This is a genomic window from Roseateles sp. GW821-FHT03B02, assembly GCF_059421025.1.
In genome coordinates, this window is sequence record NZ_JBWKUV010000009.1 from 90662 (window position 1) to 106192 (window position 15531).

Annotated in this window: 18 protein-coding genes; 15 read left to right on the top strand and 3 right to left on the bottom strand. The window is 69.5% G+C overall.

The annotated features are described in order from the left end of the window. Positions 1 to 5: 5 nt before the first annotated feature. A complete protein-coding gene (locus tag AC07VX_RS21625) occupies positions 6 to 950 on the bottom strand; it encodes a VTT domain-containing protein (RefSeq protein WP_493167106.1) in 945 nt (314 codons plus the stop codon). 85 nt (positions 951 to 1035) lie between these two features. On the opposite strand from AC07VX_RS21625, the gene modB reads away from it, so the two are divergent. The 11 genes from modB to AC07VX_RS21680 all read left to right on the top strand — a co-directional run bounded on the left by modB (position 1036) and on the right by AC07VX_RS21680 (position 9140). Next, entirely contained in the window at positions 1036 to 1719 is a 684-nt protein-coding gene (gene modB, locus AC07VX_RS21630; protein ID WP_493167107.1) for a molybdate ABC transporter permease subunit, read from the top strand. After that, the gene (gene modA, locus AC07VX_RS21635; protein WP_493167108.1) at positions 1716 to 2450 is read left to right on the top strand and encodes a molybdate ABC transporter substrate-binding protein; all 735 of its coding nucleotides are present in this window, start codon (positions 1716 to 1718) and stop codon (positions 2448 to 2450) included. The genes modB and modA overlap by 4 nt, the downstream gene beginning before the upstream one ends. Continuing rightward, on the top strand, positions 2447 to 3157 hold the full coding sequence (locus tag AC07VX_RS21640; RefSeq protein WP_493167109.1) for an ABC transporter ATP-binding protein: 711 nt from the start codon (positions 2447 to 2449) through the stop codon (positions 3155 to 3157). The genes modA and AC07VX_RS21640 overlap by 4 nt, the downstream gene beginning before the upstream one ends. After that, complete coding sequence (locus AC07VX_RS21645) at positions 3154 to 3954, top strand: TOBE domain-containing protein (RefSeq protein WP_493167110.1); 801 nt, start codon at positions 3154 to 3156, stop codon at positions 3952 to 3954. Before AC07VX_RS21640 ends, AC07VX_RS21645 begins: the two co-directional genes overlap by 4 nt. A 95-nt stretch (positions 3955 to 4049) precedes the next feature. After that, positions 4050 to 5060: a sulfate ABC transporter substrate-binding protein gene (locus AC07VX_RS21650; protein ID WP_493167111.1), complete on the top strand. Its 1011-nt coding sequence runs from the start codon at positions 4050 to 4052 to the stop codon at positions 5058 to 5060. Next, a complete protein-coding gene (gene cysT, locus AC07VX_RS21655; protein WP_493167112.1) occupies positions 5060 to 5899 on the top strand; it encodes a sulfate ABC transporter permease subunit CysT in 840 nt (279 codons plus the stop codon). Before AC07VX_RS21650 ends, cysT begins: the two co-directional genes overlap by 1 nt. After that, on the top strand, positions 5896 to 6780 hold the full coding sequence (gene cysW, locus AC07VX_RS21660; RefSeq protein ID WP_493167113.1) for a sulfate ABC transporter permease subunit CysW: 885 nt from the start codon (positions 5896 to 5898) through the stop codon (positions 6778 to 6780). Before cysT ends, cysW begins: the two co-directional genes overlap by 4 nt. Further along, positions 6780 to 7832 carry a sulfate/molybdate ABC transporter ATP-binding protein gene (locus tag AC07VX_RS21665; RefSeq protein ID WP_493167114.1) on the top strand — a complete coding sequence of 351 codons (1053 nt, stop codon included), beginning with the start codon at positions 6780 to 6782 and terminating at the stop codon, positions 7830 to 7832. The genes cysW and AC07VX_RS21665 overlap by 1 nt, the downstream gene beginning before the upstream one ends. A 138-nt stretch (positions 7833 to 7970) precedes the next feature. Then, the gene (locus AC07VX_RS21670; RefSeq protein WP_493167115.1) at positions 7971 to 8234 is read left to right on the top strand and encodes a hypothetical protein; all 264 of its coding nucleotides are present in this window, start codon (positions 7971 to 7973) and stop codon (positions 8232 to 8234) included. Positions 8235 to 8330: 96 nt separating this feature from the next. Beyond that, the gene (locus tag AC07VX_RS21675; protein ID WP_493167116.1) at positions 8331 to 8549 is read left to right on the top strand and encodes a TOBE domain-containing protein; all 219 of its coding nucleotides are present in this window, start codon (positions 8331 to 8333) and stop codon (positions 8547 to 8549) included. A 3-nt stretch (positions 8550 to 8552) separates the two neighbouring features. Next, positions 8553 to 9140, top strand: coding sequence for an RBBP9/YdeN family alpha/beta hydrolase (locus AC07VX_RS21680; protein WP_493167117.1), 588 nt, complete (start codon positions 8553 to 8555; stop codon positions 9138 to 9140). Between the two features lie 3 nt (positions 9141 to 9143). On the opposite strand, the gene AC07VX_RS21685 is transcribed toward AC07VX_RS21680, so the two are convergent. Further along, positions 9144 to 10022 (bottom strand): dienelactone hydrolase family protein, encoded by an 879-nt coding sequence (locus AC07VX_RS21685; protein ID WP_493167118.1) that lies wholly within the window; start codon positions 10020 to 10022, stop codon positions 9144 to 9146. A gap of 127 nt (positions 10023 to 10149) precedes the next feature. On the opposite strand from AC07VX_RS21685, the gene AC07VX_RS21690 reads away from it, so the two are divergent. The 4 genes from AC07VX_RS21690 to AC07VX_RS21705 all read left to right on the top strand — a co-directional run bounded on the left by AC07VX_RS21690 (position 10150) and on the right by AC07VX_RS21705 (position 14963). Beyond that, positions 10150 to 11106 (top strand): CysB family HTH-type transcriptional regulator, encoded by a 957-nt coding sequence (locus AC07VX_RS21690; RefSeq protein ID WP_493167119.1) that lies wholly within the window; start codon positions 10150 to 10152, stop codon positions 11104 to 11106. 77 nt (positions 11107 to 11183) lie between these two features. Continuing rightward, positions 11184 to 12188, top strand: a complete 1005-nt coding sequence (locus tag AC07VX_RS21695) for a sulfate ABC transporter substrate-binding protein (RefSeq protein ID WP_493167120.1) — start codon at positions 11184 to 11186, stop codon at positions 12186 to 12188. A 77-nt stretch (positions 12189 to 12265) separates the two neighbouring features. Then, entirely contained in the window at positions 12266 to 13786 is a 1521-nt protein-coding gene (locus AC07VX_RS21700; RefSeq protein ID WP_493167121.1) for a DUF1800 domain-containing protein, read from the top strand. Between the two features lie 4 nt (positions 13787 to 13790). Beyond that, positions 13791 to 14963 carry a DUF1501 domain-containing protein gene (locus tag AC07VX_RS21705; RefSeq protein WP_493167122.1) on the top strand — a complete coding sequence of 391 codons (1173 nt, stop codon included), beginning with the start codon at positions 13791 to 13793 and terminating at the stop codon, positions 14961 to 14963. Here AC07VX_RS21705 and AC07VX_RS21710 read toward each other — a convergent pair. Next, on the bottom strand, positions 14960 to 15514 hold the full coding sequence (locus AC07VX_RS21710; protein WP_493167123.1) for a flavodoxin family protein: 555 nt from the start codon (positions 15512 to 15514) through the stop codon (positions 14960 to 14962). The genes AC07VX_RS21705 and AC07VX_RS21710 overlap by 4 nt on opposite strands. Positions 15515 to 15531 lie beyond the last annotated feature (17 nt).

Here is a 15531-nt window from a genome sequence, read left to right on the forward strand (position 1 = left end):
GGCATTCAGCCCGCTTCCAGCGCCAGGCCGGCCTCGGTCCAGGCCTCGATGCCGCCGCGCAGCACCCGGGCCTGCCGGCCCTGCTGCTTCAGCCATTGCGCGGCCCGCACCGCCGAGGCGTCGTTGGGGCAGGCGCAGAAGGTGATGAACTCGCCGTCCTGTGGCCAGCCAGTCAGGGCGGCGCCACCCGGTGCGCCCAGCGCGCCGAGATCCAGATGCCGGGAGCCGGGAATGCGGCTCGCCAGCGGCATTCCCGGCGGCATCGCGCGCACATCGACGAGGACGAGGTCGCGCCCCTGCTTCAGCCACAGCGCCACCTCATCGGGCCCTACCCGTTCGAAACGGATCAGCTCGCGGCGCACCACGGCGCGCCGCCACAGCCGCCAGGCAAGATAGGCTGCGACGGCCGCCAGCGCCAGCAGCACGGCGGCACTGCCCAGGCTGCTGAGGGCGCGCAGCAAGGCGTCGATCTGCTCATGGAAGGCGCGGCCGGCGGCGATGGCTGCCCCGGCCCAGAGCGCCGAGCCCAGCAGGTTCCAGCCAAGGAAGCGCCGCGCCGACATGCCCAGGGCACCGGCCAGCGGCGGCGCGAGGATGGAAAGGCCCGGCACGAACTTGGCGATCACCAGCGTCAGCACGCCACGGCGGGCGAAGCTGGCCTCGTTCTGGCGCACGCAGCTGTCCGGCGAGATGGAGATGACGCACAGCGCTGCCAGCACGCGCCGGCCCAGGCGACGGCCGGCCCAGAACCACAGGCCGTTGGCGGCCATCGCGGCCAGCGTCGCGGCGAGGAAGGAGCGCAGCGCAAAGCCTTCGCGCAGGGCCGATTCCACGCCCGCCAGCAGCAGCACCGGCGTGGACGGCAGCGGCGCGCCGAGCTGCTCCAGCAGCACGGCCAGAGCCACGGCGACGAGGCCGTGGCGCGAGAAGAGGTCGGTCAGCAAGTCCATGGTGGCGTGCCGGCCAGCATAGCCCCGGGGCCTTTTCCCCGAAGGCGCAGGTCCATCGTGATGTAGTTGAGTACATTACGACAACATGCCTACCGATCTCTGGACCCAGTTCGATGCCGCTCCGCTGGTGCTGACGCTGCGCGTGGCCGTCGTGGCAACGCTGCTGGCGCTCGTGCTGGGCATCGCGCTGGGCTGGATGTTCGCCCGCACGCGGCTGCCCGGCCGCGGCCTGCTGGAGGCCGTCTGCATGCTGCCGCTGGTACTGCCGCCCACGGTGCTGGGCTACGGCATCCTCGTGCTGATGGGCCGGCGCAGCGCCCTCGGATCCTGGCTGCGCGATCACTTCGACTACACGGTCATCTTCAACTGGCATGGCGCCGTCATCGCCTCCACGCTGGTCGCTCTGCCCCTGGTGCTCAAGGGCGCCAGCAGCGCCTTCGCCCAGGTGGATCGAAGCCTGGAGGCCGCCGCCCGCACACTGCGCCAGTCGCGCTGGAGCACCTTCCTGCGCGTGACGCTGCCGCTGGCCTGGCCCGGCATCCTGGCCGGCACGCTGCTGGCCTTCGCCCGTGCCATGGGCGAGTTCGGCGCCTCGCTGATGGTGGCCGGCTCCATTCCCGGCCAGACGCAGACCGCCTCCATGGCGATCTACGACGCGGTGCAGGCCGGCCGCGACGACCTGGCCCTCATGCTCGCCGTCATCGTTTCGGCCGTCTCGGTCACCGTGCTCGTGCTGTCCAACCGCTATCTGCAACGCCCCTCGCCATGAATCGCTGCCTGCTCGTCCTGCTCGCCGCCCTGCCGCTGCTCGCCTCGGCGCAGCAGCTCACCGTGTCCGCCGCCGCCAGCCTGACCGACGCCTTCAAGGAGATGGCCCCGCGCTTCGAAGCCGTCCGCCCCGGCACCACGCTGCGCTTCAACTTCGCCGCCTCGGGCGTGCTGCTGCAGCAGATCGCCCAGGGCGCGCCGGTGGACGTGTTCGCAAGCGCCGACCAGGAGACGATGAACCGCGGCGCCGAGCAGAAGCTGATCGCTGCCGATACGCGGCACGACTTCGCGGCCAATGCCCTGGTGCTTGTCACGCCGCCCGCGGGCACGGTCATGGCCCTGGGCGACTTGACGGCGCCCGGCGTGAAACGCATCGCCATCGGCAAGGTCGCCTCCGTGCCCGTGGGCCGCTACACGCAGCAGGCGCTCGGCACGGCCCGGCTCTGGTCCGCGCTGAGCCCCAGACTCGTATTCGCCGACAACGTGCGCCAAGTGCTGGACTACGTCTCGCGCGGCGAGGTGGAGGCGGGCTTCGTCTATCGCACCGATGCCGAGATCGCCCGGGACAAGGTGCGCATCGCGATGACGGTAGGCGGCCATGCGCCCATCACCTACCCCGTCGCCGTGGTGGCGGACAGCAGGCAGGCAGCGCTGGCGCGGGAGTTCGTCAACTTCCTCGCCGGCGCCGAGGCGCAGGCCATCCTCGCCAAGCACGGCTTCGTCAAACCTTGATCGACGTCCGCCTCCAGCTCTCGGTCAACGACGGACGCCGCCGCTTCGACCTCGACATCGGCTTTGCCACCGACGCACCGTTCGTCGCCCTCTACGGCCCGTCGGGCGCCGGCAAGTCGCTGACGCTGCAGGCCATGGCCGGCCTGCTGGCCGTGCGCTCCGGCCACGTGAAGCTCGACGGCCGCACACTGCTGGACACGGCCGCCGGCATCGACCTGCCGCCCGAGCAGCGCGGCGTGGGCTATCTCTTCCAGCACTACGCCCTCTTCCCTCACCTCAGCGTCCGCGACAACATCGCCTTCGGCCTGACCAGCTGGCGGCGCCGGCTCGCGGCGGCGGACGCGGCGCGGGTGGACGAGCTCATCGAGGCCTTCGGCCTCGCGGCGCTGGCGCGCAGCCGCCCGGCCACGCTATCCGGCGGCCAGCAACAGCGCGTGGCACTGGCGAGGGCCCTGGCCTGCAACCCGCGCGTGCTGCTGCTAGACGAGCCCTTCGCCGCGCTGCACACGACGCTGCGCCGCCAGCTGCGCGAGGAATTGCGCGCGCTGCGCCAGCGCCTGGGCATCCCGGCCGTCATCGTCAGCCACGACCCCGACGACGTGCTCGCACTGGCCGACGAGGTCTTCGTGCTGGATGGAGGCGGCGTGCAGCGCCGCCTGCTGGCCAGCGACCAAGACCTGCGCGCGACGCAGGAGCAGCCGATTTGAGTCTCGCCGATCACCCCCTGCTGCAAGGCGAGCTGCGCCTGGCCGGCCGGCTGGACGGCCGCTTCTTCGACCTGCTCGCCGCGCTGGCACTGACCGGCTCGCTGCAGAAGGCTGCCCGCGTGGCCGGCTACAGCTACAAGGGCGCGTGGCTGGTGCTGGACGCAGCCCAGGCCCTCGCCCACGCGCCGCTGCTGGAACGCGCCACCGGCGGCAACGGCGGCGGCGGCTCCCACCTCACGCCCGAGGGCCAGGCCTTGCTCGCCGCCTGGCGCACGCTGCAAGCCCGCCACAGCGATTTCCTGCGCAAACAGGCCACCTGGCTCGCCACCCAACCCGCGCTCGACGCCCTTCTGAAGAGGATGGCCATGAAGACCACCGCTCGCAACCAGTTCACCGGCACCGTCAAGGCGGTGCAGCCCGGCCCGTCCACGACCCTGGTGCGCATGGCGCTGGCGGGCGGCGACCCCGACATCAGCATCTCACTGACCACGCCGGCCGCGGATGAGCTGGGCGTCGCCGTGGGCCAGGACGCGCTGGCCCTGGTCAAGGCCTCCGAGATCGTGCTCGTGGCCGACTTCGCCGGCTACCGCCTCTCGGCCCGCAACCAGCTCGCCGGCACCATCGCCCGCGTCGAACGCGGCGCGGTGTCGTCACTCATCGGCCTGACGTTGCCCGGCGGCACCACCGTCACCGCGAGTGTCACCAATGACGCCGTGGACGGCCTGGGCCTGGCCGTCGGCCAGCCGGCCACAGCCTGCTTCAAGGCATATGCCGTCATGCTGGCCGTGCGGGCCTGACGGCGGGATTCGCATAAGGAAATAAGAAAACTGTCCTTCCTCGAATAAGGGAGTTTGGGCACCCTCTCGGCTTTCGTTCACCCGACGACCCTGCCATGCCCTTCTTCCTGCCCAACCGCCGTACCGTTCTTGCGCTGATCGCCTCCACTGCCGCCCTGCCGGCCATGGCCGCCGACGCCACGCTGCTGAACGTCTCCTACGACGTGGCCCGCGAGCTGTACAAGCAGATCAACCCCGCCTTCATCGCCGCACAGAAGACCAAGGGCCAGACCGTCGTCGTCAACCAGAGCCACGGCGGCTCCAGCAAGCAGATCGGCGCCGTCATCGGCGGCCTGGAGGCCGACGTCGTCACGATGAACCAGGCCACCGACGTTGATCAGCTCGCCAGCGCCGGCCTCACGCCGGCCGACTGGCGCAGCCGCTTCCCGAACGGCGCGGCGCCTTATTCGTCCACCATGACCTTCCTCGTGCGCAAGGGCAACCCCAAGGGCATCAAGGACTGGAGCGACCTGGCCCGCCCCGGTGTCCAGGTCATCATCCCCAACCCCAAGGTGACGGGCAACGGCCGCTACAGCTACCTGGCCCTGTGGGGCAGCGTCATTGCCACCGGCGGCAGCGAGGCACAGGCCAAGGAGCTGGTCACCAAGGTGCTGACCAATGTGCCCGTGTTGGACGGCGGCGGCCGTGGCGCCACCACCACCTTCACGCAGCGCGGCATCGGCGATGTGCTCGTCACCTTCGAGGCCGAGGTGGAGCTGATCGAGAACGAGTTCGGCAAGGGTCAGTTCGAGCAGGTCAACCCCAGCATCTCCATCGAGACCGATGCGCCCGTGGCCATCGTCGACAAGGTGGCCGCCAAGAAGGGCACGGCCGCGCTGGCCAAGGCCTACCTGGACTTCCACTGGAGCCCGGAAGGCCAGGAAATCATCGCGAAGAACAACTTCCGCCCGCGCGACCCGGCCGTCTTCAAGAAGCACGCCCAGCGCTTCGCCAACATCAAGCTCTTCACGGTCGACCAGACCCTGGGCGGCTGGGCCAAGGTCAGCAAGCAGCACTTCGCTGATGGCGGCACGTTCGACCAGGTGATGGCCTCGATCAAGCGCTGATGGCTTCCTTCCTCTCGGCACGCCGCCGCGTGCTGCCCGGCTTCGCGCCGACGCTGGGCTTCACGCTGTTCTACCTGTCGCTGATCGTGCTGGTGCCGCTGGCCGCGGTCTTCCTGAAGTCCTCGGGCCATGGCTTCGACGCCTTCTGGGCGGCCGCCACCTCGCCGCGCGTGATGGCTTCCTACAAGCTCAGCTTCGGCGCCTCACTGATCGCGGCCTTCATCAACCTTTTCTTCGGCCTCATCCTGGCCTGGTGCATCGTGCGCTATGAGTTCCCGGGCAAGAAACTGGTCGATGCCCTCATCGACCTGCCCTTCGCCCTGCCCACCGCCGTGGCCGGCATCGCGCTGACGGCGCTGTACGCGCCCAACGGCTGGGTTGGCTCGATCTTCGCCAGGTGGGACGTCAAGATCGCCTTCACGCCACTGGGCGTGCTGCTGGCGCTGATCTTCATCGGCCTGCCCTTCATCGTCCGCACGGTGCAGCCGGTGCTGGAAGACATGGAGACCGAGCTGGAAGAAGCCGCCGCAAGCCTCGGTGCCCAGCGCTGGACGACCTTTCGCTACGTGGTGCTGCCCACGCTGCTGCCGGCGCTGCTGACCGGCTTTGCCCTCGCCTTCGCGCGCGCCGTCGGCGAATACGGCTCTGTGATCTTCATCGCCGGCAACATCCCCATGGTCAGCGAGATCACGCCGCTGATGATCATCGCCAAGCTGGAACAGTACGACTACGTCGGCGCCACGGCCATCGCGGCCGTCATGCTGATCGTCAGCTTCGTACTGCTGCTGGTCATCAACGGCCTGCAGGCCTGGAGCTCTCAGCGGGGAGCGCGCAAATGAGCACCGCCCTTCACCTCGCCCCGGCGCGTGCCCGCGCCAAATACCAGGACAACCCCGCCACACGTGAGGCGCCCTGGGTGCGTTTCTCGCTGCTCGCGCTGGGCCTGGGCTTCTTCGGCATCTTCCTGCTGCTGCCACTGGTCGCCGTCTTCACCGAGGCCTTGCGCAAGGGCTGGGCCCTGTATTTCTCGTCGCTGGCCGACGAGGAGACGCTGTCGGCCATCAAGCTGACGCTTACCGCCGCCTTCATCGCCGTGCCGCTCAACCTGGTATTCGGCGTCAGCGCAGCCTGGCTGATCGCCAAGCACGAGTTCCGCGGCAAGCAGCTGCTGATCACGCTGATCGACCTGCCCTTCTCGGTCTCGCCCGTCGTGGCCGGCCTGATGTACGTGCTGATCTTCGGCGCGCAGGGCTGGTTCGGACCGTGGCTGCAGGCGCACGACGTGAAGATCATCTTCGCCGTGCCGGGCATCGTGCTGGCGACCGTCTTCGTGACCTTCCCCTTCGTCGCCCGCGAGCTGATCCCGCTGATGCAGGCTCAGGGGCGGGACGAAGAAGAGGCGGCGACGGTGCTCGGCGCCAGCGGCTGGCAGACCTTTCGCCGCGTGACCCTGCCCAACATCAAGTGGGGCCTGCTCTACGGCGTCATCCTGTGCAACGCCCGCGCCATGGGCGAGTTCGGCGCGGTGTCGGTCGTGTCCGGTCACATTCGCGGCCTCACGAACACGCTGCCGCTGCACGTCGAGATCCTCTACAACGAATACCAGTTCGCCGCCGCATTCGCCGTGGCCTCGCTGCTGGCGCTGCTCGCGCTGGTGACGCTGGTGATCAAGCAATTCATCGAGTGGCGTGCCAGCCAGTCGACGACCAAGGAAGCGTGATGGGCATCCAGGTTCAAAATATCCACAAGAGCTTCGGCAACTTCACCGCCCTCGGTGACGTCTCACTGGACTTCCCCCGCGGCGAACTCGTCGCGCTGCTCGGCCCCTCGGGCTGCGGCAAGACCACGCTGCTGCGCATCATTGCCGGTCTGGAGCAGGCCGACCGTGGCCGCGTGCTGCTGGACGGCCAGGATGCGTCCGACACCCATGTGCGCGAGCGCCAGGTGGGCTTCGTGTTCCAGCACTACGCACTGTTCCGCCACATGACAGTGTTCGACAACGTCGCCTTCGGCCTGCGCGTCAAGCCCAGGAAGCAGCGCCTGCCTGAAGCGGAAATCAAGAAGCGCGTCACCGAGCTGCTCCAACTCGTGCAGCTCGACTGGCTGGGCGACCGCTTCCCGCCGCAACTCTCCGGGGGCCAGCGCCAGCGCATCGCGCTGGCCCGGGCCCTCGCCGTCGAGCCCCGCGTGCTGCTGCTGGACGAACCCTTCGGCGCGCTGGACGCCAAGGTCCGCAAGGAACTGCGCCGCTGGCTGCGCCGCCTGCACGACGAGCTGCACATCACCAGCATCTTCGTCACCCACGACCAGGACGAGGCCCTGGAAGTGGCCGACCGCATCGTGCTGATGGACCACGGCCGCGTCGAGCAGGTCGGCACGCCGCAGGAGGTCTACGAACGCCCGGCCACGCCCTTCGTCTACGGCTTCCTCGGCGCGGTCAACCGCTTCGTCGGCCATGCCCGCGGCGGCGTACTGCACATGGGCGAACACCAACTGCCCGGCGCCCACGGTGAAGGCGAATTCCAGGCCTATGCCCGCCCGCACGAGCTGCAGATCGCCACGGACGAAAGCGCTCCGGGCCTGGCCGCGACGGTGGAGCGCGTGCTGTCCTTCGGCGCCAGCGCGCGCGTTGAGCTGATCGGCCCGGATGGCCAGCCGCTGGAGGCGGAGCTGACACGGGACGAAGCCGAGGCGCTGAGCCTGCGCGGTGGCCAGCGCGTGAAGCTGAGCGCCAACCGCCTCAGCCTTTTCGAAGCCGGCGCTGGCATCTGACCCCTAACTTGCATAGCTGGCGGCCTCCTCAAGCCTGATGAGGCCGGCCCACTGCCTTCGACCGGGCCGCCTAGGCTCGTCTGGCAGGGCTGCTGCCGGCTTGGCCCCGCCCACGAAGACGCCGGCAGGGAGATGCCCATGTCCGGCCACGTCACCTCGCGGCTGCGTGCCGCCGCCGTGCTGATCTGCCTAGGCAGCCTGCTGCCGCTGGCGGCCGCAGCGCCCAAGACGCACAAGCAGACGCCGCTGCGCTTCGACCCGCCCGCTGCCGGGCCGGCCCAGCGCGGCAATCCTGGCTACGAAGCCTGCATCGACAACCCGGGCCCCGATGGCGCCATGATGGACTGCCAGGCCCTGCTGCGCCCGACCCTCGCGGCCAGGCCCAAGCCCCGGCCACGCTGATATTCGGCGCGCGCATGGGCTGCTGAGATTTGCTTCGTTCCCCGCGGCTGGCGGGCTGCGCACACTGGCTCCACATCATCCCGTCTGGAGCCAGCCATGAGCATCAACGCCATCAACGTCCGCAACCAGTTCCGCGGCACGATCAAGGAAATCATCGAAGGGCCGGTCGTGTCCGAGGTCGACGTCGTCACGCGCAGCGGCGACGTGGTTACCTCGGTCATCACGACGCGTTCGGTCAAAGACCTCGGCCTTGAAGTCGGCCGTGAGGTGGTGGCCCTCGTCAAGTCCACCGAAGTCTCGATCGCGACGCTCTGAGCCATGCCCTACCAGCCGCCGCGCGTCCTCATCATCCCGGGCCTGCACGACAGCGGCCCGGCCCATTGGCAGACCTGGCTGCAGGCCCAGTACCGCGACGCCCGCCGCGTCACGCAGCGCGACCCGAGCAGACCGGCGCTGGAGCGCTGGGCCGAGCGCATCCAGCGCACGCTGGAAGTGGCCGGCGACGGGGAGTGGCTGGCCGTGGCGCACAGCTTCGGCTGCCTGGCCCTGGCTCGTCACCTGGCCGAGCGGCCTGATTCGCCCATCCGCGAGGCGCTGTTCGTCGCGCCGGCGGAACCGGACAAGTTCGGTATCGCCGAGTCCCTGCCCCACCAGCGCCTACCACGCCGCACCCGGCTGATCGCCAGCAGCACCGATCCCTGGATGAGCGCCGCCAGCGCCGCCCGCTGGGCGCATCGCTGGGGCGCCAGCTACAGCAACCTCGGCAACGTCGGCCACATCAACGCCGAGGCCGGCTTCGGCCCGCTGCCCGTGGCCAAGAGTTGGGTCGAAGCCGCGCGGGCCCGCGCCGCGGCGGAGCAAAGGCCTCGCCACGCGGAGTTCCGCGAGTGGGCCTTCGCCGTCTGATCCTCAGCCGAGCGCAGCCTTGAATGCGGCCAGCGTGCGCTCCCAGGCGAGCTGGGCCGATGCGGCGTCGTAGCGTGGCGTCGTGTCGTTGTTGAACCCATGCTGCGTGCCTGCGTAGGTGAAGGCTTCGTAGCGCACGCCAGCCGCCTTCAGCGCTGCCTCGTAACCTGGCCAGCCGGCGTTCAGGCGCTCGTCGTTGCCGGCATAGTGGATCAGCAGCCGCGCCTTGATGCGCGGCACGTCCTCGGCAGCGGGCGCACCGCCGTAGAAGGGCACGGCCACGGCGAGCTCAGGCACTTGGGTCGCGACATGGTTGGCCAGGCTGCCGCCCCAGCAGAAGCCGACAACGCCCAGCCTGCCATTGGCATCCGCCAGCGAGAGCAGGCCGCGCGCGCCGGCCACGATGTCGGCGCGGGCCTTGGCCGGGTCGAGCTTGGCGAACAGCGCGCGGGCGTCGTCCTCGTTGCCGGGGTAGCCGCCCAGCGCTGCCAGCGCGTCAGGCGCGTAAGCCACGTAGCCGGCCAGCGCGAGGCGACGGGCGATGTCCTCGATGTGCGGGTTCAGGCCGCGGTTCTCGTGCACGACGAGCACGGCCGGCAGCTTTCCCGCGGCGCCGGCCGGCTTGGCCAGATAGCCCTGCACCTGGCCGTTGCCGTCGGGAGACGGGAAGGCCTGACGGCGCGTGACCAGACGTGCGTCGTGGGGCTTGACCTGCTGGGCCGCCGCGAAGTTCGGGCTCAGCGCGGCCAGCAGCGCCGCGGCGCCGGCCGGGCCGCCGCTGAAGGCCGCGGCCTGTTCAAGAAAGCCACGGCGGCTGAGTTCGCCGTGCACATAACGGTCGAACAAAGGCCAGGCCTGGGGCGGGATGGATGGCTTATGCATGAGTGGGCTCCTGAAGGGTGGACCGACTGTAGAGGTCGATCCGGCGTCCGCAACTGCCGGGAATCGAATAACGATATGGCGAATCATTCGACGACAGATGAAGGGCTGGTTCGCAGAATGCCTGCGCATGAACTTCCAGCAACTCCGCTCCGTCCGTGAGGCTCAGCGCCGCGGCTTCAACCTGACCGAAGTCGCCCAGGCCCTGCACACGTCGCAGCCCGGCGTCAGCCGCCAGATCCGCGAGCTCGAAGAAGAACTGGGCATCGAGCTGTTCGTGCGCGTCGGCAAGCGCCTGACGGGCCTGACGGAGCCGGGCGAACATGTGCTGCCCGTCATCGAGCGCCTGCTGCAGGAGGCCGAGAACCTCAAACGCGCGGCCGACGATTTCGCCCAGGCCGGCAGCGGCCGGCTTCGCATCGCCGCCACGCACAGCCAGGCCCGCTACGCGCTGCCGCCCGCGGTGCGTGACTTCCGCGCCCACCACCCCGACGTCAGCCTGCACCTGCAGCAAGGCTCGCCGCAGCAGATTGCGCGGCTGCTGCTCGACGGCGAGGCCGACGTAGGCATCGCCACCGAGGCGCTGGCGCAATACCCCGAGCTCGTCGCCCTGCCCTGCTACCGCTGGACGCACTCGGTCGTCGTGCCGCCGGGCCACCCGCTGCTCGACGGCCCGCTGACGCTGGCCCGCGTGGCGCAGTTCCCCATCGTCACCTACGAGCCCGGCTACACCGGCCGCTCCCACATTGACGACGCCTTCGCCGCCGCACAGCTCACGCCACACATCGTGCTCAGCGCCATGGACGCCGACGTCATCAAGACCTATGTGGAGCTGGGTCTGGGCGTGGGCATCGTCGCGGCCATCGCCTTCGACGAGGAGCGCGACCGCCACCTGCGTGCCATCGACGCCCGCCACCTGTTCGAGGACAACATGACTCGCCTGGCCGTGCGCCGCAGCGCCTACCTGCGCGACTACGTCTACGAGTTCATCCAGACCTTCGCCTCGCCGCTGAGGCGCGAGGTGGTCGACGCGGCCCGCCACGAGTCGCCCGCCGAGCCCGTGCTCGCCTGGTCGAAAGCTGCATGAGCTTGCGCGAACAACTTCTTTGCCCGCCCCACCCCCCATCCCTAGAGTGGACCGCTCCCTTCCCCAACTCGAAAGCCATGCGCCGCCTTCTCACCGCCCTCTCACTCGCCACCGCTGCCGCCGGCGCCGCCTTCCCGGTCTCGGCCCAGACCTCGCTGCTGAACGTCTCCTACGATCCCACCCGCGAGCTCTACCAGGACTTCAACAAGGCCTTCGCCGCCCAGTGGAAGGCCAAGACCGGCGAGACGCTGAGCATCAAGGCCTCGCACGGTGGCTCAGGCAAGCAGGCTCGCTCGGTCATCGACGGGCTGGAAGCCGATGTGGTGACGCTGGCGCTGGCCTACGACATCGACGCGCTGGCCGACCGCAAGCTGCTGCCGCTGGACTGGCAGAAGAAGCTCCCCAGCAACGCCAGCCCGTACACGTCCACCATCGTCTTCCTCGTGCGCAAGGGCAACCCCAAGCACATCGCCAACTGGCCCGACCTGGCGCGCAGCGGCGTCGAGGTCATCACGCCCAACCCCAAGACCAGCGGCGGCGCCCGCTGGAACTACCTAGCCGCCTGGGGCTATGCGCTGAAGAACGGCGGCACGCCGGACTCGGCCAGGGACTTCGTTAAGCGCATCTACGCCAACACCAGGGTGCTGGACTCGGGCGCACGCGGCTCCACGACGACCTTCGTCGAGCGCGGCATCGGCGACGTGCTGATCGCCTGGGAGAACGAGGCCTACCTGGCCGTGAAGGAGCTGGGGCCCAGCAAGTTCGAGATCGTCACGCCCAGCGTCTCCATCCTGGCCGAGCCGCCGGTCGCCGTCGTCGACAAGGTGGTCGACAAGCGCGGCACGAGGAAGCAGGCCCAGGCCTATCTGGACTATCTCTACAGCCCCGAGGGCCAGGAGATCGCGGCCAGGAACTACTACCGCCCGCGTGACGCGAAGGTGGCGGCCCAGTACGCGAAGACCTTCGCGCCGGTCAAGCTCTTCACCATCGACGAGCTGTTCGGCGGCTGGCGCCAGGCCCAGAAGACGCATTTCGACGACGGTGGCGTGTTCGACCAGATCTACACGCCCGGCGCCCGGTGACGCGCATGTGAAGTCTTGTTGCGCCGGTCATCTCCGGATCGACAGACGGCGTTGAGCGGCCTCATCATGAGGCCGCCATGAGAAATCTCGCACTCAGCACCGCCCTCCTCCTCAGCCTCGTCGGCTGCGCCACCGCGCCGCCACCCGCACCCTCGCAGCACGGCCCCGCCCAGGACGCGCTCTGGCTGGACCGCCTCACCTGGGGCGCCAGCAGTGCCGACCTCGCTGCCGTTCGCGCCAGAGGCCGCCAGGCCTGGCTGGACGCTCAGCTCAAACCCGCCAACCCAGCGGCATTGCCCGAGTCCGTCAAGGGGCAGATCCAGGCCCTGGCCGTCACCCAGCAGCCCCTGATGCCGCTGGTGCAGCAGATGGAAGCCCAGCGCAAGGCCGCCGACGCGCTGACCGATGACATGGCCAAGGCCGAGGCGCAGAAGGCCTACCAGCAGGCGCTGACCAAGCTGGCCCGCGAGGCCTCGGCGCGCCAGCTGCTGAACGCGCTGTACTCGCCCAACCAGGTTCAGGAGCAGCTAACCTGGTTCTGGTTCAACCACTTCAACGTTCACCAGTACAAGGCCAACCTGCGCGTGATGGTGGGCGACTACGAGCAGGGCCTGCGCGAGCGGTCGCTCGGGCGCTTCCGCGACCTGCTCGGCTACACGGCCCACCACCCGGCCATGCTGCGCTACCTCGACAACGAGCAGAACGCCGCCAGCCGCCTCAACGAGAACTACGCCCGCGAGCTGCTGGAGCTGCACACCCTGGGCGTGGGCGGCGGCTACAGCCAGCGCGACGTGCAGGAGCTCGCCCGCGTGCTCACCGGCCTGGGCGTGAACCTGAGCAACGTGACGCCGAAGCTCAAGCCGGCTCAGGAAGCCCAGTACCGCCGCGACGGTCTGATGGAGTTCAACCCGGCCCGGCACGACTTCGGCGACAAGCAATTGCTCGGCTTCACGGTCAAGGGCCAGGGACATGCCGAGCTGGACCAGGTGCTGGACCTGCTGGCCAGCCACCCCAGCACGGCCCGCTTCGTGTCGCGCAAGCTGGCCCAGTATTTCGTCGCCGACGAGCCGCCGCCGGCGCTGGTGGAGCGCATGGCCGAGCGCTGGCAGCAGAGCGACGGCCGCATCGCCGAGGTGCTGCGCGCCATGGTGGGCTCGCCCGAGTTCGAAGCGTCGCTGGGTCGCAAGTTCAAGGACCCGACGCACTACGTCGTCTCCGCCGTGCGCCTGGCCTATGCCGACAAGGTGGTGCTGAACACCGGTCCCATGATCGGCTGGCTCTACCGCCTGGGCCAGGCACCCTACAACCGCCAGACCCCAGACGGCTACCCGATGGACGAGAGCGCCTGGGCCGGCCCCGGCCAGATGACGACGCGCTTCGAGATCGCCCGCGCCATCGGCAGCGGCAGCTCGGGCCTCTTCAAGGTCGAGGGCGAGCCCAAGGACCGGCCGGCCTTCCCTCAGATCGCCCATCCGCTGTACTACGAGGGCGTCGCGCCGCGCCTGGCCGCCGCCACGCAGCAGGCCCTGGCCGCCGCCACCTCGCCGCAGGAATGGAACACCTACCTGCTGGCCTCCCCCGACTTCATGCACAGGTGATGCGATGAACCGACGCCTTCTGCTCCAACTCGGCCTGGGTGCCGCCGCGCTGCCGATGCAGCTCTGGGCTGCCGCACCCGACACGCCCCGCCTGCTCGTCGTCTTCCTGCGCGGCGCCTACGACGCGGCCAACCTGCTGGTGCCCACCTCGTCGAGCTTCTACTACGAGGCCCGGCCCAACATCGCCATCGCCAAGACGGCGGCCTCGCCGCTGAACGCCGACTGGGGCCTGGCGCCGGCTGTGGCCGAGAGCATTCACCCGCTGTGGCTGAAGCAGCAGGCCGCCTTCGTGCCCTTCGCCGGCACCAACGACACGACGCGCAGCCACTTCGAGACCCAGGATCACATTGAGCTGGGCCAGCCCGACGAAGGCGGCCGCGACTTCCGCAGCGGCTTCATGAACCGGCTGGCGGGTGTGCTGGGTGCGGGTTCACGCCTGGAAGCCATGGCCTTCACTGACCAGGTGCCGCTGATCTTGCGCGGCGAGCTGCCCGTGGCGAACCAGGCGCTGCGCGATCTCGGCAGGCCGGCCATCAACGCAGCCCAGGCCCAGGTCATTGCCGGCATGTATGCCAACACGCGCCTGGCCGGCACGGTCAGTGGCGGTTTCGAGGTGCGCGACGAAGTCTCGCGCGAGATGGCCGGCGAGATGGAGGCGGCGAGCCGTGGCGCCATCGCGGCCAAGGGCTTCGCGCTGGAAGCGCGCCGCATCGCGCGGCTGATGCGCGAGCGCGTGTCGCTGGGCTTCATCGACGTGGGCGGCTGGGACACGCACGTCGGCGAGGGTGGCGCCACCGGACAGCTCGCCACCAAGCTCGGCGAGCTGGGTCGCGGGCTGGCGCTATTCGCCGACGAGACGGGACCGCAGTGGAAGAACACCGTGGTCGTGGTGGTGAGCGAATTCGGCCGCACCTTCCGCGAGAACGGTAACCGCGGCACCGACCACGGCCACGGCAGCGCCTACTGGGTGCTGGGTGGCAGCGTGAAGGGCGGGCGCGTGGCCGGCGAGCAGGTGGAGGTCAAGGCCGCCACCCTCTTCCAGAACCGCGACTGGCCGGTGCTCAACGAATACCGCGCGCTGTTCGGCGGCCTGCTGCGCCGCATGTACGGCCTGAACGACGCGCAGCTGGCCACCATCTTCCCCGGGGCCACCGCGCGCGACCTCAGCCTCGTTTAGCGCGTCCAGCGCTCGACGGTCGCCTTCACGCGCTCGCCGAAGGCCTTGGCCGTGGCGATGTCGCCCGGCACCATCTCCTCGGCCGAGGCATCGCTGGGCGTCTGGGTGATGAGGCCGGCGTAGCCGCCGAGGTTGTTCAGGTCGTCGCGCGTGGCGGCCTTGTGGTTGGGCGCCTTCATGCCCATGCCCACCCACACCATGCCGTGCTGCTGGCTCAGCGTGTGCAGGTACTGCATGGTGCCCTGCTTGTCGCCGTTCAGCGTGGCGGAGTTGGTGAAGCCGGCGGCGATCTTGTCCTTCCAGACCTGGCTGTACCAGGGCTTGCTGCTGGCGTCGGCGAACTTCTTGAACTGCCAGCTCGGGCCGCCCATGTAGGTGGGCGTACCGAAGACGATGCCGTCGGCCGCGGCCAGCGTGGCCCAGTCGGCCTCGGAGATGTTGCCCTCGGCGTCGATGGGCATCAGCTGCGCGCCGGCGGCAGCAGCCACGGCCTCGGCGACCTTCTTGGTGTGGCCGTAGCCGGAGTGGAAGAGAACGACGATCTTGCTCATGGAGGAATTCCTCGGAG